This window comes from Allobosea sp. LjRoot90, assembly GCF_964254315.1.
Lineage (GTDB): Bacteria > Pseudomonadota > Alphaproteobacteria > Rhizobiales > Beijerinckiaceae > Allobosea.
Genome location: NZ_CAXUTF020000002.1, coordinates 880469 through 904036, shown reverse-complemented (window position 1 = coordinate 904036; position 23568 = coordinate 880469). Strand labels below are relative to the sequence as shown.

Genomic DNA, 23568 nt, shown 5'->3' with positions numbered 1-23568 from the left:
CATGCTGTCGATGACACCTCCTTCCGATCTCGATGAAGGGGCGCGCGCCGTGTTGCGTCGCAATGACCGTGGCGGCTTCACCGTTCCCAATGGCCGCGTCTATCCGTTCCAGTGGAACTGGGATTCCGCCTTCGTCGCGCTCGGCTTCGCGACCTTCGATCTCGACCGGGCCTGGCGCGAGCTGGAAACCCTGTTCGAGGGCCAATGGGATGACGGCATGGTGCCGCATATCGTCTTCCGCGCCCCGGCCGATGGCTATTATCCCGGCCCCGAGGCCTGGGGCATTCATCGTCAGCCGCTGACCTCGGGGATTTCGCAACCGCCTGTCGCGGCGACCGCAGCGCGGGTGCTGCATGAGCTTTCAGGAAGCGAAGCAACGCGCATCAAAGCGCTGTTCCCAAGACTGTTTGCCTCGCATCGCTGGTGGCACGAGACCCGTGACCCCGACGGCTCCGGCCTCGTCACCATGGTCCACCCCTGGGAGTCGGGACGGGACAATTCGCCGGACTGGGACGAGCCGCTCGCCAATGTGGTTCCGAGCGTCGACATCGCGCATCTGCGCAAGGATATCGGCCATGTCGATGCGGCCCATCGCCCGACGCATGACTTCTACAACCGGGTCATGACTCTGGTCGAAGAGGCGAAGGCTCTGCAGTGGGAAGGCGTCGCCGTCGCGCGCGGGCTCTCTTTCCGTGTCTGCGATCTCGGTATCCAGTCGATCCTGCTGCGCGCCGATCGCGATCTCCTGAAGCTGGCGGAAGAACTGGGCTTCACCGACGAGGCCGCTTCCCTGAGTGGCTGGGTCGCGCGCAGCGAAGCGGCCATGCCGCGTCTCAAGGGGCCTGATGGGCTCTATCGTTCGCTCGACCTGCGCAGCGGACGGCTCAGTGACGCTGTGACCTGCGCCGCCTATCTGCCGCTCTATGCGCGAACGGCGAGCCAGGAGGACGCAATGGCGCTCAAGCGGCATCTCGAAGCCACTCGGGCGGTCGCCGGCTTCTCAGTCGCCAGCACCGATCCACGTGACCGGCGTTTTGATGCTACCCGTTATTGGCGCGGCCCGGTCTGGCTGATGATGAATCGGATGATCGCCGACGGCCTTGCCGCCTATGGCCTGGTCGACGAGGCGCACAGGCTCCAGCGGGACAGTGCCGATCTCGTCCAACGAAACGGTTTCTGGGAGTATTTCGATCCGCGAGACGGTGCGGGCTGCGGCGGCCCGGATTTTTCCTGGACCGCGGCCATGTGGCTCTCCTGGGCGGGATCGAAGGACCATGGGCAGGCCTTGTCCGCGCTCTAGTTAAGCCGACCCGGGCTGGCCGCCACGCAGTGGACCCAGAGCTCAGAACCTAGCGCTCCGTCGTCAAGCGAGACGTGGCCCGGCGCATCAGGTCGAGCAGGTGCAGGGCGGCCGGGGTCAAGGGCAGGTCGGCGCGCTGGACCAGGACCAGCGGCGGCGCCGTCAACTCTTCCTCGACCCTGATCGTGGTCAGCGCCTTCCCGGTCATCTCGAAGTGCTCCCATTGTGCCGGGACCATCGCCAGGAGATCGCTGTTGGCGAGGCAGGTCAGCAATGTCAGCGCCGACTGGCTGCGCACTGCCAGGCGCGGCGCGGGCAGGCCATGGCGGGCGAAGAAGGCGTTGATCTCGTCGCTGGCATCGGCGGTGATCGAGGTCGTGACCCAGTCCTGGCCGACGAGCTCGCGCAGCGAGGTCGCCGCCGCCAGCGGGTGGCCGGCGCGGCAGAGCACGATGCGGCGGTTGTGGAACAGCACCTCGCGGCTCAATTGCGGGACCGGCTGCGCGCCGCCATCGGGGCCGATATAGAAGTCGACCGTGCCGTCGCGCAGGCGTTCTTCGAGAGTGGGATAAAAGCCCTCGATGATATGCAGCCTGATATCGGGATAGCGCGCGCGGAACGGGCGCAGGCTCGGCGGCAGCAGAGCGAGATGGGCCGCGATCGACAGCCCGACCGTGACCGTACCGGTGCCGGCTCCGCGCAACTGCTCGACTTCTTCGCGGGTCCGCCTGATCTCGGTCAGGATCGACCTGGCGCGGGCGACGAAGGCTTCCCCCAGCGGCGTCGCGACCACGCCGCGGGCGCGGCGTTCGAACAGGGGCGCGCCGAGCTCGCGCTCCAACAGGGCAAGGCTGCGCGTCAGGGCCGGCTGGGCGATCTGCAGGTGCCGGGCCGCGGCGCGCATGCTGCCGCGCTCGGCGATCGCCACCACCTCCTCGAAATGATGCAGTTTCATCGCGCCCGCCCCGCAAGTCGGCGTCATTGATACTGATTTGCTATCGCTCCTGCAATTTTGACATCTGTTCAGGTATCTGTGCGAGCGATAGCCATTCCTCACGAACAAAGCAGCGGCCGCCCCGGAGACCCGGGAGACGGCCCTTACGGGAGGACCGCATGGAGATCATCAAGCCCGTATTCCATCACGTCACCTTCAAGACGAGCCGGCTCGACGAGATGGTGGCGTGGTACGGCACGGTCGTCGGCGCCAGGCCGAACTTCCAGGACGCCAACAATGCCTGGACGACCAATGACGAGGCCAATCACCGCGTCGCCTTCCTCTCGGCACCGGGGCTCGGCGACGATCCGGACAAGCGCAGCCATAACGGCATGCATCACAGCGCCTTCGAGTATGAGAGCTTCGCCGACCTGATGTCGTCCTATGCCCGTTTGCGCGACGAGGGCATCCAGCCTGCCTTCAGCCTCGACCACGGCATGACGATCTCGATCTACTACAGGGATCCCGAAGGTAATTTCGTCGAGCTCCAGTCCGATACCTATGGCGATTGGCAGCAGTCGAGCGAATGGATGCGCTCTTCGCCTGATTTCGCCGAGAACCCGATCGGCACCTTCTTCGATCCGGAGCGGGTCTACCAGGATCACAAGGCCGGCCAGAGCTTCGACGACCTCCATGTCGCGATGCGCAGGGGTGACTACCAGCCTGCTGACACGCCCGATCTCGGATTGCCGGCGTGACGAGCGCCGTGCCGATCGCGGCGTCCGGGCTCGATCCGCAGGATCGCGCGGCAATCGAGCAACTGATCCAGCGCCATGCCTGGCTGATCGACCATGGCGCGGCGGATCGGATCGGCGAGCTCTTCTGCGAGGATGCGGCGCTCTATGGCATCGGGCCCGACAAGCTCGGCCGCGCCGCCATCGCCGAATGGGGCCGGCAGCGTGCCGCTTTGACCGAGCGCCGCTCGCGCCATCTCCAGAGCAATGTCCTGATCGAGCCGCTCTCGCCTGAGACCGCGCAGGGTTGGGTCGCGCTGACGCTCTACCGCCATGACGGGCCGGACGAAGGCCAGGCCGTGCCGCTGCTGATCGCCGAATACGCCGACCATTACCGCAAGGCGCCGGACGGCGCCTGGCTCTTCGCCGAGCGGCGCCTGACCGTGCTGTTCGGCGCCGCCTGACGACCCACGACACCCATCGCCTCGCCGCAGTGGCTTGAGGCGTCCGAAGAGGAGTAAATCAATGCGTCTCGCCACTATCCTTCACGACGGCAAGCCCACTCTCGCCGCCTATCGCGGCGCCGATCTGATCGACCTCGCCAAGGCCGGCTCGGGGCTGCCGGAGAGCGTGCTCGCCTTCCTGGAAGGCGGCGACGAGGCCCGCGGCGCCGTCGCCCGGGCGATCGACGCTGCACCCGCCGAAGCTGTGCTCGACCCCGAAGCCGTGACCTTCCTGCCGGTGGTGCCGCGTCCCGGCAAGATCATCTGCGTCGGGCTGAACTATGCCGATCATTCGGCCGAGAGCGGCTTCAAGCAGCCGGACTATCCGACGCTGTTCGGTCGTTTCGCCACAAGCCTGATCGGCCATCGCGCCCCGCTGATCCGGCCAAACCTTTCCGACCAGCTCGACTATGAAGGCGAGATCGCCGCCGTGATCGGCCGGCGCGCCAAGCATGTGCCGAAGGCCGCGGCGCTCGACCATGTCGCCGGCTACGCCGTCTTCAACGAAGGCTCGGTGCGCGACTACCAGTTCAAGGCACCGCAATGGACCGTCGGCAAGAACTTCGACGGCACCGGCGCCTTCGGCCCGGCGCTGATCACATCGGACGAACTGCCTCCGGGCGCCCGCGGCCTCAGGATCGCGACGAGGCTCAACGGCGAGACCGTGCAGAGCGCCAGCACCGACGACATGGTCTTCGATGTCGCGACCCTGATTTCGATCATCAGCGAGGCGATCACGCTGGAGCCCGGCGACGTCATCGTCACCGGAACGCCCGCCGGTGTCGGCGTGGCGCGCAAGCCGCAGCTCTTCATGAAGCCCGGCGATGTCTGCGAGGTCGAGGTCGAGGGCATCGGCCTGCTCGTCAATCCGATCGTGCAGGAAGAGACCAGGCGGGCCGCGGCCTGACCTCGGCACCTGGCGGAGAAAGAACCGTGAGCAAGAGCCGCAACGACATCGATGTCCTGATCGCCGGCGCCGGCCCGGTCGGCCTCGCGGCTGCGATCGAGCTCGGCCAGCGCGGCGTCCGCTGCCTCGTGGTCGAGCGTAACGACCGCGTCGGCTATTCGCCGCGCGCCAAGACGACCAATGTCCGCACCCGCGAGCACCTGCGGCGCTGGGGGATCGCCGACAAGCTGCGCGAGGCATCGCCGATCCCGCCGGACTATCCCTCCAACGTCGTTTTCGCGACGCGGATGAACGGTTCCGAGCTCGCCCGATTCACCAACGCGCTGAACGGCAGCCGCGCCCGCAACGACCTCTATTCGGAAGAGGCGCAATGGGTGCCGCAATATGTGCTGGAGGAGGTGCTGCGCCAGCACGCTTCCTCGCTGCCGGGCGTCACCGTCGCCTTCAATACCGAATTGGCCTCCTTCGCCGATGATGGCCGCGGCGTCGTCTCGCAATTGAAGGATGTCGCGAGCGGCGCGGTGCGGCAGGTGGCGAGTGCCTATCTGATCGGCGCCGATGGTGCCCGCAGCGCGGTGCGCCAGGCCATCGGCGCGAAGATGCAAGGCGAGGGCGCCTTCTCGAAGAACTACAACATCATCTTCCGCGCCCCCGCGCTGGCAACCAGCCATGCCCATGGTCCGGCGATCATGTACTGGATGGTCAATGAGGAGGTGCCGTCGCTGCTCGGGCCGATGGACAGCGAGGGCCTCTGGTTCTTCATGGCGACCAAGCTGCCCAACGACGTCGACCCGGCGAGCGTCGATCCGGTCGAGTTGATCCGCGCCGGCACCGGGCTCGCCGATCTCGAGATCGAGATCGTCGGCCTCGACCCCTGGGTGGCGCATCGGCTGGTCGCCGACCGCTACGAGAAGGGCCGCGTCTTCCTCGCCGGCGACGCCTGCCATCTGCACCCGCCCTTCGGCGGCTTCGGCATGAACATGGGGATCGGCGACGCCGTCGACCTCGGCTGGAAGCTGGCCGCGGTGCTGCAGGGCTGGGGTGGGCCGGAATTGCTCGCGAGCTACGCGGCCGAGCGGCGCAAGGTACATGAGCGCACGATCGCCGAGGCGGTGATCAACTATGGCGCCGTTGGCAACCAGCTCGTCCGTCCGGGGCTCGAGCAGCCCGGTCCGCTCGGCGACGCAACGCGGCGCGAGGTCGGCGAGATCATCGAAGCGACCAAGCTGCGCGAGTTCCGCACGCTCGGCATCGTGCTCGGCTCGCGCTATGAGGATTCGCCGATCATCGTGCCTGATGGCAGCGAGCCACCGGTCGAGCACTTCATGCTCTATCTGCCCTCGGCCCATCCCGGCTGCCTCGCGCCGCATCTCTGGCTCGCCGATGGCTCGTCGCTTTACGACCATTTCGGGCAGGGCTTCACCTTGCTCGCGACCTCCGGCGATGGCACGGACGCCGCGCCGCTGACAGCGGCTGCCGATCTTCTCGGCCTGCCGCTGAAGCTCCTGCTGCCGGGCGACCAGCGCCTGCCGGCGCGCTATGGCGCGCGCTTCGCGCTGATCCGGCCGGACCAGCATGTCGCTTGGCGCGGCGACGAGTTGCCCGCCGATGCCGAGGCCTTGCTGGCCCAGGTGACGGGCGGAACGACGACAGGAGCCGCGGCGCAGGTTCCAGCCACGGCAGCTTGATAACCAGAACAACAAACCGGGGAGGAAGACATGAAACGGGGAGTCATCGGTGCCTTGATCGGCGCAGCGCTCGCGCTCACGAGCTTCGGGGCCGCGGCACAAACGATCGAGCTCAAGGTCTCGCACTACCTGCCGCCCAACCACCAGATGCACAAGAACCTGGAGGCCTGGGGCGAGGAATTGTCGAAGCGCTCCAATGGCCGGCTCAAGCTCGCCATCTTCCCAGCGGCGCAGATGGGACCTATGCCGCGGCAATACGACCTCGCCCGCACCGGCGTCGCCGACATCGCCTTCTTCCTGCACGGCGCGCTTCCCGGTCGCTTCCCGCTGACCGAGATCTCGCATCTGCCCTATGCCTTCAACCGCGGCGAGGGCGCGACCGCCAAGGCGCTCTCGACGGCCGAGGCCTCGGGCATCCTGACCGAGCTCTCCGGCAAGCTTGCCGCCGAGCACGAAGGCACCAAGCCGCTCTACTTCATCGCGACGCCGACGCTGAGCCTGTTCTTCAACCGGCCGGCGGTGAGGAGCCCCGCCGGCATGCGCGGCCTGCGCATGCGCCATAACGGCCCGATCGCCTCGGCGATCCTCGAAGCCTGGGGCGCGACGCCGGCTGCCGTGCCGCCGGCGGAACTCTCCGACTCGCTCGCCAAGGGTACGATCGCCGGCATGTTCTTCAACTACGAGGCGGCGAAGTCCTTCCAGATGGCCGAGAGCGTCAAGTCGGTGACGCAGCTCGATGCCGCCGCCGGCACCTTCGCCTTGGTGATGAACGCCGAGAAGTACAAATCCCTGCCCGACGACCTGCGCAAGCTGATCGACGAGACGACCGGCCCGGCCGCCGCCCGCAAGGTTGGCGCGATTTACGACCAGGCCGAGGACGACGGGCGAAAGTACCTGCAGGCGGCAAATGTCGAGATACTCGAGCTGACGGGGCCGGAACGCGCTGCCTTCGAGGAGTTGGCCAAGCCGATCACCGCCAGCTTCATCGCCAGGGCCGAGGCCAAGGGCGCCAAGGCGAAGCAGTTCTATGACGAGCTGCGTGCTGCTGTCAGCGGTGCGAAATGAGAGGCGGCAAGCATCGCCGCTTCGACCCGGCGCGGCTGCTCACTGCCTCCGGCGCGCTGGCGCTAGCGGTGATGCTGCTGTGGACGATGGTCGATATCGGCGCCCGGCTCGCCTTCAACAAGCCGCTGCACGGCACGCTCGACCTGGTCGAGGTCACGCTCGTGCTCGTCGCCTTCCTCGCCCTGCCGGAGTGCTTTCGCCGCGACGAGCAGATCAAGGTCGATCTCTTCGACACCATGGTTCGCCCACGGACGCTGGCGCTGATGCGGCTCGCCGGCGAAATCGCGACGCTTGCCTTCCTCACCTTGCTGGCTGTGACCCTGATCCAGCCGCTCGCCGACGCCTATCGCTTCGGCGACCAGAAGCCTGACCTGCCGGTGCCGGTCTTCCTGTTGCTGCTCGCGATCGAGCTCGCGCTGGTCGTCTCGGTCTTCGTCGTGCTCGGCCGCGCGATCGGGCAAGTGCGCGCCTTTCCGCGCGCTAACGACGCTGTCGCCCCGCCTCCTTCGGCCCTGCACGGCAACAATGGGGCGGCGTCATGAGCGCGACCTCCATCGGCCTGATCGGCATGGCGACGCTCGTCGGCATGATCATGGCGCGTATTCCGGTCGCCGTCGCGCTCGGCCTGGTCGGCTTCGTCGGCTATGCCGCCATCGACGGCTTCGCCAAGGCGCGGCTCGTCTTCGGGGCGGTACCGCTCGAGCTCTCCTCCGCCTATGCGCTCTCGGTGCTGCCGCTGTTCACGCTGATGGGCGCGCTGGCGACCATGGCCGGCCTGTCCGGCGACCTGTTCCGCGCCAGCAATGCCGTCTTTGCCGGCATGCGCGGTTCGCTCGCCATGGCGGCCGTCGGGGCCTCGGCCGCCTTCGGCGCGGTCTGCGGCTCCTCGCTGGCGACCGCCGCGACGATGAGCCGGATCTCGATCCCGGAAATGCTGAAGGCCGGCTATTCGCCGGCGCTGGCGGCCGGCGTGGTCGCGGCCGGCGGCACGCTTGGCATCCTGATTCCGCCCTCACTGATCCTGATGATCTACGGCATCATCGCCCAGCTCTCGATCATCAAGCTCTTCGCCGCGGCGCTGATCCCCGGGCTCGTCCTGACCGGGCTCTATCTGCTGACGGTCTGGATCTGGGTGCGCCTGTGGCCGCAGGCGGCGCCGAAACTGCCGAGCCAGAGCAAGGTGCAGGCGCTGCGGCTCGTCCTGAACGTCTGGGACGTCGCGGCGCTCTTCCTCGTCACCTTCGGCGGCATCTATCTCGGCTGGTTCAGCCCGACGGAAGCCGCCGCCGTCGGGGCGTTCGGAGCCTTGCTCCTTGGCTTGCTGCGCAAGGGCTTCGCACGCGGCGACATCGCCACCGCGTTCACCGAGACGACGCGGATCACCGCCAACCTCGTGCTCATCGTGCTGGGATCGACGATCTTCGCGTATTTCGTCGTGCAGACCGGAATGGCGCAATCGGTTGTCAGGTCGATCGCCGCGATCGGCCTGTCACCGCTGGCGGTGATGCTCCTGCTGATTGCCTTCTACGTCTTCCTCGGCTGCTTCCTCGAGGGCATCGGCATGGTGCTGGTGACGGTACCAGTGCTGCTGCCGCTGGTGCTATCGACGGGATACGATCCGATCTGGTTTGGCGTGCTGCTGGTCATCGTCGTCGAGATCGGGCTGATCCACCCGCCGGTCGGGATGAACCTCTTCGTGATCCGCACGCAGGCGCCAGAGATCAGCCTCGGAGCGATGTATCGCGGTGTGCTGCCCTTCCTAGTCGCGCCATTCGTGCTGATCGCCATGCTGCTGGCCTGGCCGGATCTGGCACTTTGGTTACCCCGGTCGATGTCGCTCAATTAGCACGCCGATTCCCGGCCACGGCCCAGAGGTCTGATTCCGACGAGCGGCAGGATGGGCGCCGGCCAGATCACGCTTGACAGAAACGGTAGACAAACTAGCACTCGTGGCAGCGGGAGAGATCGGTCCGACGTCAAAATCGGGCCGGCGCCGACGGAGCAACCGCCCCGGAAACTCTCAGGCAAAACGTACCGCTACCGATGATTCGACTCTGAAAAGCAGAACCGCAGTTCTGCGCCGATGGTGCAAGTCGACAGCCCAGCTGATTGGGCGCGACGAAGCTCTCAGGCCAATGACAGAGGGGGTGCTGACGACCCGCATTGCGGGCAGGAGCACCTATGAGCACATCCGACATCTCGCGCGTCGCCGTGATCGGCGCGGGCATTACCGGCATCACCACCGCCTACAACCTGACCCGGCGCGGTTGCGAGGTCACGGTCTTCGACCGCCAGCCCTATGCCGCGATGGAAACATCCTTCGCCAATGGCGGCCAGCTCTCGGCCTCGAATGCCGAGGTCTGGAACAGCTGGGCCACGGTGCTGAAGGGCATCAAGTGGATGTTCACGCCGGGAGCGCCGCTTCTCGTCAATCCCAAGCCGTCCTGGCACAAGCTGTCCTGGATGGCGGAGTTCGTCGCCTCGATCCCGAGATATGAGGAGAACACGCTCACCACCGCAAGGCTCGCGATCGAAGCCCGGGCGCATCTCATGCAGATGGCGCGGGATGAAGGCATCGCGTTCGACTGCGAGGAGCGCGGCATCCTGCACTTCTACCACAGCAAGGCCGAGTTCGACGCCGCGGCCCGCGTCTCGGCGCTGCTCGCCAGGGGAGGGCTCGAGCGCCGGGCCGTTACGCCGGAGGAGATCCGGGCGATCGAGCCTTCCTTGAAGGGCGAGTTCTACGGCGGTTTCTACACGCCGTCGGACTTCACCGGCGACATCCACAAATTCACCAATGGGCTCGCTCGCGCCTGCGAGCGCCGGGGCGTGAGGATGTGCCTGTCGAGCGAGGTTCTCTCGATTGAGCACAGCGCCGGCGACGCCGTCGAGGTGAGCTGGAGACCGACGGAGGAAGCGGGCGAGGCCGGCACACAGATCGACCGGTTCGATCGCATCGTGGTCTGCGGCGGCGTCGCATCCCGTCGGCTCGCCGCCGATCTCGGTGATCGCGTCAACGTCTACCCGGTGAAGGGCTATTCGATCACGGTCGATCTCCCGGAAACCTCAGACCAGCGGGCCGCACCCTGGACGAGCCTGTTGGATGACCGCGCCAAGATCGTCACCAGCCGGCTGGGCGCGACCCGTTTTCGCGTCGCGGGCACGGCCGAATTCAACGGCTACAACAAGGACATCCGGGCCAGCCGGATCGAGCCGCTCGTGCAGTGGTGCCGCACGCACTTTCCCGGGATGAGCACACGCCAGGTCACGCCCTGGGCCGGCCTGAGGCCGATGATGCCCGACATGCTGCCGAGGGTCATGCGCGGACGGAATCCGCGCGTGTTCTACAACACCGGGCATGGCCATCTCGGCTGGACCTTGTCGGCCGCGACGGCCGATGCTGTGGCGGCGCTGGTGACCGCGCGGCCGAACGCCGGCTGACCGAGAAGCCTCTCGGGCGGGGTGGGCGCTGCTGCGTGCAGAGCCCACCCGATCGCCATGGCAGCTTCAGCTTGCGACAGCTGGAGAAGAGCGAGTTCAGGACGGCGAGTGCTACTTCAGTACGCGGCTCACATTCGATGATATCACCTTTGCCGGAAGCGGCTTCGCGCCGATACCGTTCAAGCTCTGCAGCTGCTTTCGTTGATCGGTGACATGAACTCTGCCGTACGACACGATAACGGGATCGCTGTCGCTCCTGGTGACGCCGCCGGGCCGATCGTCGTTCTGAGCGAGGCTCTCAGCTTCTGGGGCGGCGTCGATCCCGCCACGGGAGTGGTCATTGACGTGCACCACCCCTCGCATGGCGTCTCGCTCGCTGGCGCGGTCGTGATGATGCCGGGCAGCCGAGGCTCCTGCTCCGGCTCGGGCGTGCTGCTGGAACTCGCGCTTTCGGGCAGGAGCCCTGCGGCCCTGATCTTCGCCGGTCCGGAGGACACGCTGACGCTTGGGGCGATCGTCGCCTGGGAGATGTTCGGGCGCCACACCCCTGTCATTCGTCTTTCGGAAGCGGCCTTTGCCGCTCTGTCGGCAGCGACGGACGCGACGATCGCGCCGGACGGGTTATGGGCGGATGGCGGGCGTGTGCGGATCTCTCTCTCCGCGACGGCCCATGACGACTTGCAGCTATCCCCTGCCGACCATCGCATGCTCGACGGGGCTGAAGGGGTCGCTGCCCAGCAGGCGATGCGCATCATCTGCGCCATGGCTTGTCAGCAGGGAGCGAGCGACCTGATCGACGTGACACGGGCCCATGTCGACGGCTGCATCTATGCCGGCCCGGCCAATCTGATCTTCGCCGAGAAGATGGAGGAGCTGGGAGCGCGCGCTCGCGTCTCAACGACGATGAACGCCATCTCGGTCGATCATGCGAACTGGCGGCGCCAGGGCGTGGCACGCGATTTCGGCGAGCCCGCGACGCGTCTCGCCGACGCCTATGTGCGCATGGGATGCCAGGCAAGCTTCACCTGCGCGCCTTATTCCCTGCCTGATCCGCCGGGTTTCGGAGAGGCGATCGGCTGGTCGGAATCGAATGCGGTGATCTTCGCCAATTCCGTGCTCGGAGCCCGCACGGCGAAGCACCCGGACTTTCTGGATTTCTGCATCGCCGTCACCGGCCGAGCACCGCGCGCCGGAGCTTTTCTCGACGAGGGCCGGCGGGCGCGCCGCGTGATCCAGGTCGACCTGCCGGACGGCGCGGATGCCTCGGCCTGGCCCCTGATCGGCTATCTCGCCGGCCTCGCCTCGCCTGACCGGATTCCGCTGATCAAAGGTCTCGCGAAGACGCAGCCGACACGAGACGATCTCAAGGCGCTCTGTGCCGCTTTCGGGACGACCTCCGCCGCGGCTATGCTGCATATCGAGGGCATCACGCCGGAAGCCGAAAGCCTCGATGGCAGCCCTGAAGACGAAGTCCCCGTGACCCGCGAAGACCTTGCCGCCGGCTGGCGCAAGCTGAACAGCGGCCCCTCGGATGTCGATCTCGTCGCAATCGGCAGCCCTCATGCCTCCCTCGACGAATGCCGGGCTGTCGCGCAACGGCTCGATGGCCGCCCGCTCGCCAAGACCGTCTCCGTCATCATCACAGCCGGGAGAGAGGTCGTGGCTGCGGCAGAAGCCGATGGAACGATGACGAGGTTGCGGGAAAGCGGCGTCGCCATCATTCCCGACCTCTGCTGGTGCTCGATCACGCGCCCGGTTTTTCCGGAGCAGGCCAAGGTGGTCCTGACCACCTCCGGCAAATACGCCCATTACGGGCCGGGCCTCTCTGGCTGCACGGTGAGGCTCGGGTCGCTCGACGACTGCATCGAGGCTGCTCTCACGGGCGCCGCGGCCGCTCGTTTGCCGGACTGGCTCGTCGGGGCTGTCGCGATCTCCGCGTGAGAGCGCCGCCCACCCGGGGGTCGGCACGAAAATGCTTGGCAGGAGAAGTCTTTTTGTCTTGGACCGGATAGGCGCCGCGCGGTCTAGTTCTGGGAGAGGCGCGTCTGCCAGTACCACCGGAGAACTCGTGATGCCACTGATCCGCATCGAGCCCGTCGAGGATCACGCGACCGGTCGCTTCGCGATCGAGATCTATTATCCGGCTGACGCAGAACGCCCGCTGGTCACCACGGCCCCGCGCTACAAGAGCGCTGCTGCGGCCGAGCAGGACACGATTGCGATCCTCGCCTCGAACGCCAACAATCCCGTCCCGGAGGAGCCGGCCAACCGACGGTAGCGGGTTATCGCGCCCGCTCAGCCAGGCGCAACCTGGTGCTGGAGCGCGATCTCCCTGCCGGTACGCCCCGATTCGAGGATCGCGAGACAGACCTCGAGGGTCGCCATGCCCCATGCGCCGCAGTGCAATGGCGCGATGCCGGACCTGACGGCCGCATAAAGCTCATCGACGACCTCGGCGCGCGGTACGGTCGGTGCCGGCAGCGCCTCCAGCCAACGGCGATCGTCGGCGTAGACCATCACGCCCTCGGCCAATGGACGAAGGTCGGCCAGCTCGCAGCAGACCGTGATCGGCCCGAAATGATTGTGTCCGAGGGCGGCCGTTGGTGCCGCGACGGGGCTCTTCGCCACGCCATAGGTGCGCGTGTTCTTGAGCGCGGCCTCTTCCTCCGGCGTCGAAACCTCAGCCAATCCGCGCCGCGCCGTGCCGTAACTCTCTGGGTCACGTGGCTGGCCCATCTCGCCGATCCAGCCGAGCTGCTCGTCGCTGTCATAGCGACCATAGCCGCTATAGGTCAGCGTCGCGCTGGCCCCATCCGCGAAAACCAGGAGTGCCTGATAAGCGCCCTCCGTCGGGCGCGCCGGGTCGAACCGGCCGGTCGTGGCCCGCACGGTGGAGACCAGCCCGCCACCGAGCAAGCGAACGATATCGACCTGATGGGCGCCCTGGCTGAACACCACGCCGCCGCCCTGCGCTGTATCGAGCTCTTCCGGCCGGCGCGGCCGGTAGAGGAAATCTGTGTGGTTCGAGGCCGTGATCATCCGGGCACGGCCGAAGCGCCCCGAACGGATCAGCTCGGCGGTGCTGAGGTAGGGCGCGTCGTAGGAATGGCTGTGTCCGACGAGGAGATGCACGCCGCCGGCATCAGCCGCTTCGATCATCGCCTGGCAATCGGCGATGGTCAGCGCCATCGGCTTCTCGACCAGGACATGCTTGCCATGGGCCGCGGCGAGGCGGACATGCGCGACATGGAACTGGTGCGGGGAGGCGATGTAGAGCGCCTCGACCGCGTCGTCGGCGCAGAGCCTCTCGACACTGTCATAGGCGCGCGCCGGCGCACCTGCCCGAGAGAAATCGCTCTCGAACTGCCGGCGCGCCTCCTCGCGCGGGTCGGCCGCCGCGACGAGTCGAACGAGGGGATGATGCGCCAGGGTCGGCAGCATCAGCATGAAGGCGCGTCCCAATCCGACGACGCCCAGACGTAGCGGCTCAGTCATCGCAGGCACCTTAGAGGTCGAGTACGAGTTCGGCGGACTTTGCGCGCGATACGCAGATCATGATGTTGCGGGCGCGCTCGTGCTCGGCCAGCGCCAGATCGCGATGGTCGGGCTCTCCCGAGACGAGCCGCGTCCTGCAGGTGCCGCAGGTGCCGCTTTCGCAGGATGAGGGCAGCACCTTGCCGGCCTCGCGCAGCAGCTCCAGGATCGACTTGTCGGCCGGCACGTTGAGGCGCTCTCCGCTTTTCGCCAGCACGATGGTGAACGGCGTATTGTCTTCCGGCCGGACCCTGGCCGCGCCGAAATCCTCGAAATGCACGGCGGCCGACGACCAGTGCCCGGTCATGTCGCGCACCGCTTCCATCAATCCGCGCGGCCCGCAGCAATAGAGATGGGCGCCTTTCGGCTCCTCCAGGATCGGCCAGAGATCATAGGCCTTGTCCGGGTCGCCGCCGTCATGGTGGATCACCACCTTCCCGCGGAATTCCGGCGTCAGGAACTCGTCCCGGAAGGCCATTATCTCCGGGCTGCGCGTGAAGTAATAGAGCTTGAACGGCTTCGCCCGTGTCGCCAGCAGATGCCTGATCATCGCCCGGATCGGCGTGATGCCGATGCCGCCGGCGATGAAGATATAGCTGGAAGGGCCGGGCTTCAGCGCGAAATCGTTGCGGGGCGCCGTGATCGCGATCTCGTCGCCGACATGGGTCCTGTCGATCAGGCTGATCGAGCCGCCACGGCCGCCGAGCTCCTTCTTGACGGCGATGACGTAGTGATCGGCCTCGTCCGGATCGTTGCAGAGCGAGTATTTTCGCATCTCGCCAGTGGGGACCCTGACGCCGAGATGGGCACCGGGCGTGAACGGCGCCAGCGGCCCTCCATCTGCCAGGCGCAGTTCGAACAGGCAGATGTCTTCTGCCACCATCTGCTTGTCCGCGATCGTGACCCGGATGGTCGCTGCTTCCTCGGTCATGTTCCCCTCCGCGAGCCGCTCTCGACAAGCGTTTCGAACCGGACTAATCTTACACTTAGATATCTAAGTAATTTGCCGCTGGCTAGTCCGCGCCGCATTTTGGGAGGGGTCCGCATGCTCACCCGCGAAGAGAACGAACTGCTCTGCCGCGTCGAAGGCGACACTCCGATGGGCGGGCTGATGCGGCGGCACTGGGTGCCGGCGCTGCTCTCCGAACAGCTCGTCGAGAGCGACGGTGCGCCGGTTCGCGTACGGCTCTTTGGCGAGGATCTTGTCGCCTTCCGTGACACCGACGGGCGCATCGGCGTGCTCGGCGAGTTCTGCCCGCATCGCAAGGCCTCGCTGTTTTTCGGGCGCAATGAGGAATGCGGTTTGCGCTGCCTCTACCATGGCTGGAAGTTCGACGTAGACGGCAAGGTGCTGGAGATGGTCTCCGAGCCGGCCGAAAGCGGCTTCGCCGAGAAGGTCCAGCACAAGGCCTATCCGACTGAAGAAGCCGGCGGCTTCGTCTGGGTCTATATGGGACCGAAGGAGCTGATGCCGGAATTCGAGCCGCCGCCCTGGGCCCCGACGCCGGAGGCCAAGGTCTCGATCGTGAAGATCGATCTGCCGTGCAACTGGGCTCAGATCATGGAAGGGCAGATCGATTCCGCCCATTCCTCCAGCCTGCATTCATCCGACATGAAGCCCGCCCGCGTGACCACGGCGGGCACGACGGCGACGCACTGGACGCGGCCGTCGACGGACAAGAATCCGCGCATCCAGGTTCAGCTGACGAATTACGGCTTCCGCTACGCCGCGATCCGCCGGCCGATCGTCAACGCGCAGACGCATGACTACATCCGCCTGACGGTCTTCGTTGCACCCTTCGCAGCGCTGATCCCGCCGAATGCGTCCTACAACGTCGCCACGGTCATCGTACCCAAGGACGACGTCTCGAGCTATTTCCATTTCATCGCCTGGGGCAATGACGACTGCATCGACCAGGAGAGCTGGCGCAAGTTCTGCGTCGCGCAGGTCGGCATCGATCTCGACAAGACCTACAAGCCGATGCTGCGCCACAAGGCGAACAACTACCTGCAGGACCGCAAGGCGATGAAGCTCGGGGATTTCACCGGCGTGCCGGGGATCCCGAACCAGGACATCATGATGTGGGAATCGATGGGGCCGATCGCGGATCGCACCAGCGAGCGCCTCGGCGCCAGCGACATCGCCATCGTCCAGTTCCGCCGCGTGATGATCGACGCGGCGCGCAAGCACGCCGCCGGCAGCGAGGCCATCGGCCTGATCCAACCGCATATCCCGCAGGCCAAGCTGCGCTCCTACCAGGGCATCGTTCCCAAGAGCGAGGACTGGCGCAAGCTCGGTGCATCGAGCGAGGAGGTCGCGGTGCTCGACGGGATGGAGCAGGACGAGACCGAAGCCGAGATGGCGGCTGCGCGGGGTTGACCCGTCAGGGCGCTGCGCCTCTCGCAACTGCGAAGTAGTTTTTCGGCATCGCCGCCAAAGCGGGAAAGTCTTTGAACGCAGGCTGAGCGTGCGCGAGTGTTCGCGCCGACGTGCACAGCCCGCCGTGAGACCAGCCATGCTCGATAAGCCCGCGCCGACCGGCCGCAGCCTCTATATCGGCGGAAGCTGGCGCCATCCGCTGTCCGGACGCTATGCCGCCACGCTTAACCCCGGCACGAATGAGGCCATTTGCGATGTCGCCGAGGCGTCCGCGGCCGATGTCGATGCTGCGGTCGCCGCGGCGCGGACGGGGTTCAGGATTTGGCGCCAGGTGCCGCCGCTCGAGCGCGGGCGCATCCTGAAGGCGATCGCCGCAGTCGTCCGCGAGAACGCCCGCGAACTCGCCGCGCTCGACGCCGCCAATTGCGGCAATCCGGTGCGTGAGATGATCGGCGACGCCGCCATCGCCGCAGCCCAGCTCGACTTCTTCGGCGGCCTCGTCACCGAGATGAAGGGCGACACCATCCCGATGGGCCCGGATGCGATCAACCTCACGGTACGCCAGCCGCTCGGCGTGGTCGCCCGCATCCTCGCCTTCAACCACCCCTTCATGTTCTGCGCCGGCAAGATGGCGGCGCCGCTGGCGGCTGGCAACGCCGTCATCATCAAGCCGCCGGAGCAGGCTCCGTTGTCGTCGCTCAGATTGGCCGAGCTCATCGGTGGCCTGCTGCCGGAGGGTGTCCTCAGCGTCGTGCCGGGCGGGCGTGAGGCGGGAGCGGCGCTGGCCTCTCATCCCGGTATCGACAAGGTCGCGCTGATCGGCAGCGTCCAGGCCGGCCGCGCCGTGATGAAGGCGGCGAGCGACACGATCAAGCCGGTGCTGCTGGAGCTCGGCGGCAAGAACGCGCTGATCGCTTTCGCCGACGCCGATCCGGAGCGGGTCGCCGCCGCGGTCGTCGGCGGCATGAACTTCACCTGGTGCGGCCAGTCCTGCGGCTCGACCAGCCGAGCGTTCATCCACCGCGACATCTATGAAGCGGTTCTCGCCCGGCTGCCGGAAAAACTGTCCGGCTTCGTGCCCGGCATTCCCACGGACGAGGCGACGACCATGGGCGCGATCGTCAGCGGAGCCCAACATGCCCGCATCCTCGATTTCATCGCATCGGCAAAGGCCGAGGGCGCTAGGCTGATCTGCGGCGGCCGCGTGCCGGACGATCCTAGGCTCGCCGGGGGGTTCTACATCGACCCGACGATCTTCGCCGACGTGACGCCGCAGATGCGGATCGCGCGCGAGGAGATCTTCGGCCCGGTCCTCTCGGTCATGCCCTGGAGCGACGAGACGCAGATGCTGGAGACGGTCAACAGCGTCGAGTACGGGCTGACCTGCTCGATCTGGACCAATGACCTCGTCAAGGCGCACCGCACCGCGCTGGCGGCGGAGGCAGGTTTTGTCTGGATCAACGAAGTCGCGAAGCATTTCCTGGGCACGCCCTTCGGGGGCTGGAAGCAGTCGGGCATCGGCCGCGAGGAGTGCCTCGGCGAACTCATCGCCTTCACCCAGGAAAAGAACATCCATGTCAGCCTGAAATTGCCGGGCTGACGCTTCAGGGACGGGCGGGATCGCTGCCCCAGGCAGCTGGTCGCAGCTCCTGCACAAGAACTAGTCCGGGGAAACGCCATGAACGACCTGACGCTGTCCGGCATCGATGTGCCCGTTGCCTCAAGCGACAATGGCATCTGGGGAAGCGATGTCGTCGCGCAGATGCTGCGCGCGCTCGACATCCCCTATCTCGCGCTGAACCCCGGTTCCAGCTTCCGGGGTCTGCATGACAGCCTCGTCAATCATCTCGGCAACCAGCAGCCGCAGATGCTGCTGTGTCTGCATGAGGAGCATGCCGTCGCCGTCGCCCATGGCTACGCCAAGGTGACGGGCAAGCCGATGGGCGTGATCCTGCACAGCAATGTCGGCCTGATGCACGGCGTGATGGCAATCTACAACGCCTGGTGCGATCGCGTGCCGATGCTGATCCTGGGCGCGACCGGCCCGGTCGATGCCGCCGAGCGCAGGCCCTGGATCGACTGGCTGCACACCGCCAAGGACCAGGGCGCCCTGATCCGGCCTTACGTGAAATGGGACGACCAGCCCGTCTCGGTCGCGGCGACGGTCGATGCGCTGATCCGCGCGGCCAACCTGACGCGCAGTGCGCCGCAGGCCCCGACCTATGTCTGCCTCGACGTCTCGATGCAGGAGAAGCGGCTCGATGAGATGCCGCCTCTCCCTGACCCGAAACGCTTCGCGGTGGCTTCGCCGAGTGTTCCCGCAGCCGCCGAGATCAGCCGGGCGGCCGCCCTGCTGCGGGAGGCGAAGGCGCCGCTCATCCTGTTCGGCCGGATGTCGCGCGCAGAGGGCGACTGGGGCCGCCGCGTCGCGCTGGCCGAGCATCTCGGCGCTTCCGTCCTGACCGACATCAAGACCGCGGCCGTCTTCCCGACGGACCATGCTCTGCACGCAGCCAAGCCGTCCTTCTTCCTCGATGCGCAGGCGGTCGACGCCATCCGGGCCGCCGACGTCATCCTCGCCTTCGACTGGGTCGATCTCGGCGGCACCCTGCGTCAAGCCGATAGCCCTCTGTCCGCCCGCGTGATCAGCGTCTCGCTGGACCACCATCTGCATAATGGCTGGAGCATGGACCATCAGGCGCTTGCGCCGGCCGATCTTCATCTCGCAGCCGATCCCGATGCGGCCATGCACCTGATCGCCGACGCATTGGGAGTCGGCCCCGGCACGGCCCCGGCCGTCCGCCCGACCTTGCCGGCGCTGGCCTTCGATGGCGAGCGCCCGCTGGACGTCGTTTCGCTCGCCGCAGCCATGGGCGAGGCGCTGCGGGACGAGGTCATCAGCCTGGTTCGCCTGCCGCTCGGCTGGGCCACCGAGGCCTGGCATTTCCGGCATCCGCTCGACTATCTCGGGATCGACGGCGGCGCCGGCATCGGCTCGGGGCCGGGCATGCTGATCGGCGCGGCCCTGGCGCTCAAGGGCTCGGGCCGGCTCCCCGTGGCGGTTCTGGGAGACGGCGACACCATGATGGCGGCCTCCGCTCTGTGGACGGCGGCGCATTACAAGCTGCCCTTCGTCGCGATCGTCTCGAACAACCGCTCCTTCTACAATGACGAGATCCATCAGGAGCGCGTGGCGAAGCAGCGTCAGCGCCCGGTCGAGAACAAGTGGATCGGCCAGCGCATCGACGAGCCCGATATCGATATCGCCGCCATCGCCAGGGCGCAGGGGCTGACGGGCATCGGCCCCATCCGAACGGTCGATGCCCTCCGTGACGCAGTAGTCGAAGCGGTGAAGGCAGCCAAGGCCGGTGCTTCGGTTCTGATCGATGCCCGCGTCATGCCGGGCTACAATCCGGCGATGGCGGCCGGCATGACGCGCCATGCCGGACAAACCCCGAAGGACTGAGCGCTGGGGGCTGTTCAGGCAGCTCCAGCCGGGTCAACGACGTCCGGCACATCGGCGAGATTGCGCTGGACAGCGGCGAGATAGCCGAGGAAACGGGCCTTATCCTCCGGCGTGAAACCGGCGGTCGCCTGCTCGACGACCTCCTGCGCCATCGGCAGGAGCTCGGCTCTGAGCGCTTGGCCCTTCGGAGTCAGCAGCACATGCAGCTTTCGCCTGTCATGCAGGTCGCGTTCGCGGCTGATCAGGCCGGCCCTCTCCATAGCGGTGAGTGCGGCCAGCGTCGTCGGCTCCATCGTGCCGATCCGGCGGGACAGCTCGCGCTGGGTCAGCCCGTCTTCCTGCCAGAGCGCTCGCAAAAAGTACCACATGCCCGTGGTGACGCCGTGCGGCTCGATTTTGCTCTGCAGGTAGCGCTGTGTCGCGCGGTTCGCCATCCGCAGTTGGTAGCCGACACTGCTCTCGAACGGCAGGTCGTGCTGCGCTCCAGTCAGCCCGCCGTTCTCGTCCCCCGTCGTCGCCACGATCGTTCACATCTCCAAGGTCAGGCCGGCCAGTATAGGCCGCAAGCGTGCCCTCGATAGCGGGTTCACCCGCCCATCCTGAAAAGTTTGACTGGCCAAGCAAGATAATCTTGGACCTTGCCCGCGCCGCCTCACTAACGTGGTGCCTGCGTAGGCCGCGAACGGAAGCGAAGACGGCCGCGCGAGGGAAGGATGACATGCCGCCGCCTCAGTCGGGCCTCGACCGCTCCGGGCGCGCCAGCGTAGCGCGCCATCCAGCTGCTGTCGCAGCTCGGCGAGGGTTGGGGCGATGAGCGACGGCCAGCCAGGGGATGAGCACGCAATGCCCGCTTCGGCCGCAAAACTGCGTCTTGCCGAGACCGTGAAAGAGGCCGACCTGGTCATCGACGGCGTGACGATGCGCTTTGAGACGCGCGAGGGCGCCATCACCGCCGTCGACGATATGTCGTTTTCGGTCGCGCGCGGCGAGTTCGTCTCGATCATCGGCCCGTCGGGATGCGGCAAGTCGACCGTGTTCAATATTCTGGGCGGGCTGGTGCGCGGCTACGAGGGCAAGGTCAGCGTCGACGGCGACGTGATTTCGGGCCCGCACCCCTCGATCGGCATGGTCTTTCAGGAGGAATCGACCTTCCCCTGGCGGACGGTGCTCGACAACGTCGCCTTCCCGCTCGAGGTCAAGGGCGTGCGCAAGGCCGAGCGCCATGAGGCGGCACGGCACTTCATCGACATGGTCGGCCTGAACGGCTTCGAGCAGCGTTACCCGGCCGAGCTCTCGGGCGGCATGCGTCAGCGCGTCGCCATCGCCCGCACGCTGGTGTTCGAACCCAAGATCCTGCTGATGGACGAGCCCTTCGCCGCGCTGGACGAGCAGACCCGCCTGCTGCTCGGCGACAAGGTCCTGAAGATTCAGGAAACACTGAAGCAGACCACCCTGCTGATCACCCACAATATCACCGAGGCCGTGCAGCTCTCCGACCGGGTCATCATCATGACGTTCCGCCCCGGCAAGGTGAAGCGCATCGTCGATATCCGCCTGCCACGCCCGCGCACCGGCGACGTCGTCGGCAGCGAGGCGTTCGGCCGGCATGTCGCCGAGATATGGAACGATTTGCGCGAGGAGGCCTCGCGCGGCATGGCCGAATCCGAGGCGGGCGCCCGCCGCCGGAAGGGCTGAATCATGCGGCTCGCCGGAATTCCGCCGCTCGCGATCGGTTTCGCCACAGTCGGCCTCGCTCTGGGAGTGGTCGAGCTCCTCCTGCTGCTGGGCCTCCTCAACCAGTTCGTGATCCCGTTGCCCTCGGCCGTCCTCGGCAGCTTCGGCCGGTTGTTCGCCGAGGAACAGCTGCTGGAGCGATTGATGATGACCGGGAGCGAGGCGCTGGCCGCGAGCGTCCTCGTCGCCATCGTCGGCATCTCGCTCGGCGTGTTGCTCTACAAGGTCCGGATCCTCGCACTCGCGACCGAGCCCTGGGTGGCCGCCGTGGCCGCCGCGCCCGTGGTGCTGGCCTATCCGCTTTTCCTGGTCATCTTCGGACGCAGCGCTGCCACGATCATCGCCATGGGCTTCGTGGCCGGCCTCGCTCCGGTCATCCTCAAGACGCTGGAAGGACTGAAAGGCGTCAGGAAGAGCCTGATCAATGTCGGGCTGAGCTACAATCTCACGCCCGCGCAGCAGTTCTGGAAGATCGAATTCCCCGCTGCCATCCCGACGATCTTCGTCGGCGTTCGCCTCGGGCTCGTCTTCGCGCTGATCAACCTGATCGGCGTCGAGTTCCTGATCAATTTCGGCGGGCTCGGTCAGCTGATCAACGATCTCGCGGAGCGCTACGACCTCGCCGGCGTCTTCGCGACGATCGTCTTCGTCATCCTCGTCAGCGTCGTCATTTTCGCGGCACTCGAGCGCATGGAGCGCTGGCTCCGGCCCGGCCGCTGACGGCAGGCCGCGCCTTGTGGCGACTGCTGAAGCGCCGCATGATGGCCGCCAAGACGACATGCCCGGGAGGCAGTGATCAATCTCCGCCAGCTTCGATATTTCGTCGGGATCGCCGAAGTCGGGAACATCACCAAGGCAGCGGAGCAGCTCAACGTCGCGCAACCTGCCCTCGGCCTGCAGATCCGGCAGCTCGAGCAGAACCTCCAGACCGAACTTCTGCTGCGCCATTCGCGCGGCGTCGTGCTGACGCAGGCGGGAGAGCTGCTGCTCGAGCGCGCAAGACGCATCCTGAAGGAGGTCGAGGATGCCAGGCGCGATGTCAAAGCGCTCGCCGGAAACGATCAGGAAATGCTGACGATGGGCCTGACGCCGAGCATCATGCTCCAGCTTGGCCCCGATTTGCTGATCGACGCCAAGAACGGCATGCCCTCGGTCTCGCTCAGCCTGGTCGAAGAATTGAGCCACGGCCTCATCGCTGCGATGGAGCGCGGCGAGCTGAACGCGGCCTTCGCCTATGGCATCGACCAGCCGCGCCCGGGGATCGAGCGGACGGCCCTGTTCGAAGAGGAACTGGTCCTCATCAGGCCGATCGCCGACGAACCGCTGCCGGAGACGGTGACCCTGGCCGAGGCCCTGAACCACGACCTCGTGCAGGCCGGTGAGCGCGACATGGTCCAGCAGCTGCTCAAGGCCGCTGCCGAGAAATTCTCGCTGCCGCTGCGTATCGTCTACGAAGCGCAATCGGTTCCGGCGATGCGGGCGCTCGTCGTGCGCGGCGTGGCGGCGAGCATCATGCCCTATGGCACGGCGATCGAGGAGCTGCGCACCGGCAAGCTCGCCATGCAGCGCATCTCGGACCAGCCGCCGAAGCGGACGCTCTACCTGATCAGGCCCGGCAATGCGCCGGCTTTCCGCCAGCAGGAGGCGGTCGACCGCTTCTTCGCCTCGGTCACCGAGCATCTGCTGGAATCGCTGGGCTCGCTCGCCCGACGCGTCGGTTCCTGAACCGCCTCCCATACGGCCTACGTCTTGTTCTCATTTCGCGGAAGTCTTTGTGCCCTCCGCCGGCGCGGCGCACTCTGCCGCAAAATGATGGCGCGCCCGACGCGCTAGAGCACGCGCCGATCAGGTTGCTATGCAATCTGATCGGATAACGCGTTCT

At 66.7% G+C, this 23568-nt stretch carries 21 protein-coding genes and 1 riboswitch; of the genes, 17 read left to right on the top strand and 4 right to left on the bottom strand.

The window, feature by feature from the left end:
* Position 1: 1 nt before the first annotated feature.
* Positions 2-1300, top strand: coding sequence for an MGH1-like glycoside hydrolase domain-containing protein (locus tag ACSQ3M_RS11125; protein WP_436150120.1), 1299 nt, complete (start codon positions 2-4; stop codon positions 1298-1300).
* Positions 1301-1349: 49 nt separating this feature from the next.
* On the opposite strand, the gene ACSQ3M_RS11120 is transcribed toward ACSQ3M_RS11125, so the two are convergent.
* Complete coding sequence (locus ACSQ3M_RS11120) at positions 1350-2255, bottom strand: LysR substrate-binding domain-containing protein (protein ID WP_436150119.1); 906 nt, start codon at positions 2253-2255, stop codon at positions 1350-1352.
* A gap of 158 nt (positions 2256-2413) precedes the next feature.
* Between ACSQ3M_RS11120 and ACSQ3M_RS11115 the strand changes: the two genes are divergently transcribed.
* From ACSQ3M_RS11115 to ACSQ3M_RS11070, 10 genes are all read left to right on the top strand, one after another.
* Positions 2414-2992, top strand: coding sequence for a VOC family protein (locus ACSQ3M_RS11115; protein WP_436150118.1), 579 nt, complete (start codon positions 2414-2416; stop codon positions 2990-2992).
* Positions 2989-3432, top strand: coding sequence for a nuclear transport factor 2 family protein (locus ACSQ3M_RS11110; protein ID WP_436150117.1), 444 nt, complete (start codon positions 2989-2991; stop codon positions 3430-3432). The genes ACSQ3M_RS11115 and ACSQ3M_RS11110 overlap by 4 nt, the downstream gene beginning before the upstream one ends.
* Before the next feature lie 61 nt (positions 3433-3493).
* Positions 3494-4378, top strand: a complete 885-nt coding sequence (locus tag ACSQ3M_RS11105; RefSeq protein ID WP_436150116.1) for a fumarylacetoacetate hydrolase family protein — start codon at positions 3494-3496, stop codon at positions 4376-4378.
* Between the two features lie 26 nt (positions 4379-4404).
* A complete protein-coding gene (locus ACSQ3M_RS11100; protein ID WP_436150115.1) occupies positions 4405-6066 on the top strand; it encodes an FAD-dependent monooxygenase in 1662 nt (553 codons plus the stop codon).
* A 30-nt stretch (positions 6067-6096) separates the two neighbouring features.
* On the top strand, positions 6097-7131 hold the full coding sequence (locus ACSQ3M_RS11095; RefSeq protein ID WP_436150114.1) for a TRAP transporter substrate-binding protein: 1035 nt from the start codon (positions 6097-6099) through the stop codon (positions 7129-7131).
* Positions 7128-7673 carry a TRAP transporter small permease gene (locus ACSQ3M_RS11090; RefSeq protein ID WP_436150113.1) on the top strand — a complete coding sequence of 182 codons (546 nt, stop codon included), beginning with the start codon at positions 7128-7130 and terminating at the stop codon, positions 7671-7673. The genes ACSQ3M_RS11095 and ACSQ3M_RS11090 overlap by 4 nt, the downstream gene beginning before the upstream one ends.
* The gene (locus ACSQ3M_RS11085) at positions 7670-8977 is read left to right on the top strand and encodes a TRAP transporter large permease (protein WP_436150112.1); all 1308 of its coding nucleotides are present in this window, start codon (positions 7670-7672) and stop codon (positions 8975-8977) included. Before ACSQ3M_RS11090 ends, ACSQ3M_RS11085 begins: the two co-directional genes overlap by 4 nt.
* A gap of 100 nt (positions 8978-9077) precedes the next feature.
* A riboswitch (glycine riboswitch) is annotated at positions 9078-9178 on the top strand.
* A 149-nt stretch (positions 9179-9327) separates the two neighbouring features.
* Positions 9328-10572: a D-amino acid dehydrogenase gene (locus ACSQ3M_RS11080; RefSeq protein ID WP_436150302.1), complete on the top strand. Its 1245-nt coding sequence runs from the start codon at positions 9328-9330 to the stop codon at positions 10570-10572.
* Between the two features lie 213 nt (positions 10573-10785).
* Positions 10786-12513, top strand: a complete 1728-nt coding sequence (gene lhpI / locus ACSQ3M_RS11075) for a cis-3-hydroxy-L-proline dehydratase (protein ID WP_436150111.1) — start codon at positions 10786-10788, stop codon at positions 12511-12513.
* 130 nt (positions 12514-12643) lie between these two features.
* A complete protein-coding gene (locus ACSQ3M_RS11070; RefSeq protein WP_436150110.1) occupies positions 12644-12850 on the top strand; it encodes a hypothetical protein in 207 nt (68 codons plus the stop codon).
* A gap of 17 nt (positions 12851-12867) precedes the next feature.
* Here the strand turns inward: ACSQ3M_RS11070 and ACSQ3M_RS11065 are convergent, their stop codons facing one another.
* Positions 12868-14067: a Gfo/Idh/MocA family protein gene (locus ACSQ3M_RS11065; protein WP_436150109.1), complete on the bottom strand. Its 1200-nt coding sequence runs from the start codon at positions 14065-14067 to the stop codon at positions 12868-12870.
* 10 nt (positions 14068-14077) lie between these two features.
* The gene (locus tag ACSQ3M_RS11060; protein WP_436150108.1) at positions 14078-15037 is read right to left on the bottom strand and encodes a PDR/VanB family oxidoreductase; all 960 of its coding nucleotides are present in this window, start codon (positions 15035-15037) and stop codon (positions 14078-14080) included.
* A 114-nt stretch (positions 15038-15151) separates the two neighbouring features.
* On the opposite strand from ACSQ3M_RS11060, the gene ACSQ3M_RS11055 reads away from it, so the two are divergent.
* The 3 genes from ACSQ3M_RS11055 (at position 15152) to ACSQ3M_RS11045 (ending at position 19952) form a co-directional block, all read left to right on the top strand.
* Positions 15152-16486, top strand: a complete 1335-nt coding sequence (locus tag ACSQ3M_RS11055) for a Rieske 2Fe-2S domain-containing protein (RefSeq protein WP_436150107.1) — start codon at positions 15152-15154, stop codon at positions 16484-16486.
* Positions 16487-16622: 136 nt separating this feature from the next.
* Positions 16623-18086: an aldehyde dehydrogenase family protein gene (locus ACSQ3M_RS11050; protein ID WP_436150106.1), complete on the top strand. Its 1464-nt coding sequence runs from the start codon at positions 16623-16625 to the stop codon at positions 18084-18086.
* Positions 18087-18164: 78 nt separating this feature from the next.
* Positions 18165-19952 carry a thiamine pyrophosphate-binding protein gene (locus tag ACSQ3M_RS11045; RefSeq protein WP_436150105.1) on the top strand — a complete coding sequence of 596 codons (1788 nt, stop codon included), beginning with the start codon at positions 18165-18167 and terminating at the stop codon, positions 19950-19952.
* Positions 19953-19966: 14 nt separating this feature from the next.
* On the opposite strand, the gene ACSQ3M_RS11040 is transcribed toward ACSQ3M_RS11045, so the two are convergent.
* Positions 19967-20473 (bottom strand): MarR family winged helix-turn-helix transcriptional regulator, encoded by a 507-nt coding sequence (locus ACSQ3M_RS11040; protein WP_436150104.1) that lies wholly within the window; start codon positions 20471-20473, stop codon positions 19967-19969.
* 322 nt (positions 20474-20795) lie between these two features.
* Between ACSQ3M_RS11040 and ACSQ3M_RS11035 the strand changes: the two genes are divergently transcribed.
* From ACSQ3M_RS11035 to ACSQ3M_RS11025, 3 genes are all read left to right on the top strand, one after another.
* A complete protein-coding gene (locus ACSQ3M_RS11035; RefSeq protein WP_436150103.1) occupies positions 20796-21647 on the top strand; it encodes an ABC transporter ATP-binding protein in 852 nt (283 codons plus the stop codon).
* A 3-nt stretch (positions 21648-21650) separates the two neighbouring features.
* On the top strand, positions 21651-22406 hold the full coding sequence (locus ACSQ3M_RS11030; protein ID WP_436150102.1) for an ABC transporter permease: 756 nt from the start codon (positions 21651-21653) through the stop codon (positions 22404-22406).
* Positions 22407-22478: 72 nt separating this feature from the next.
* Positions 22479-23411 (top strand): LysR family transcriptional regulator, encoded by a 933-nt coding sequence (locus ACSQ3M_RS11025; protein ID WP_436150101.1) that lies wholly within the window; start codon positions 22479-22481, stop codon positions 23409-23411.
* The last annotated feature ends 157 nt before the right edge of the window (positions 23412-23568 follow it).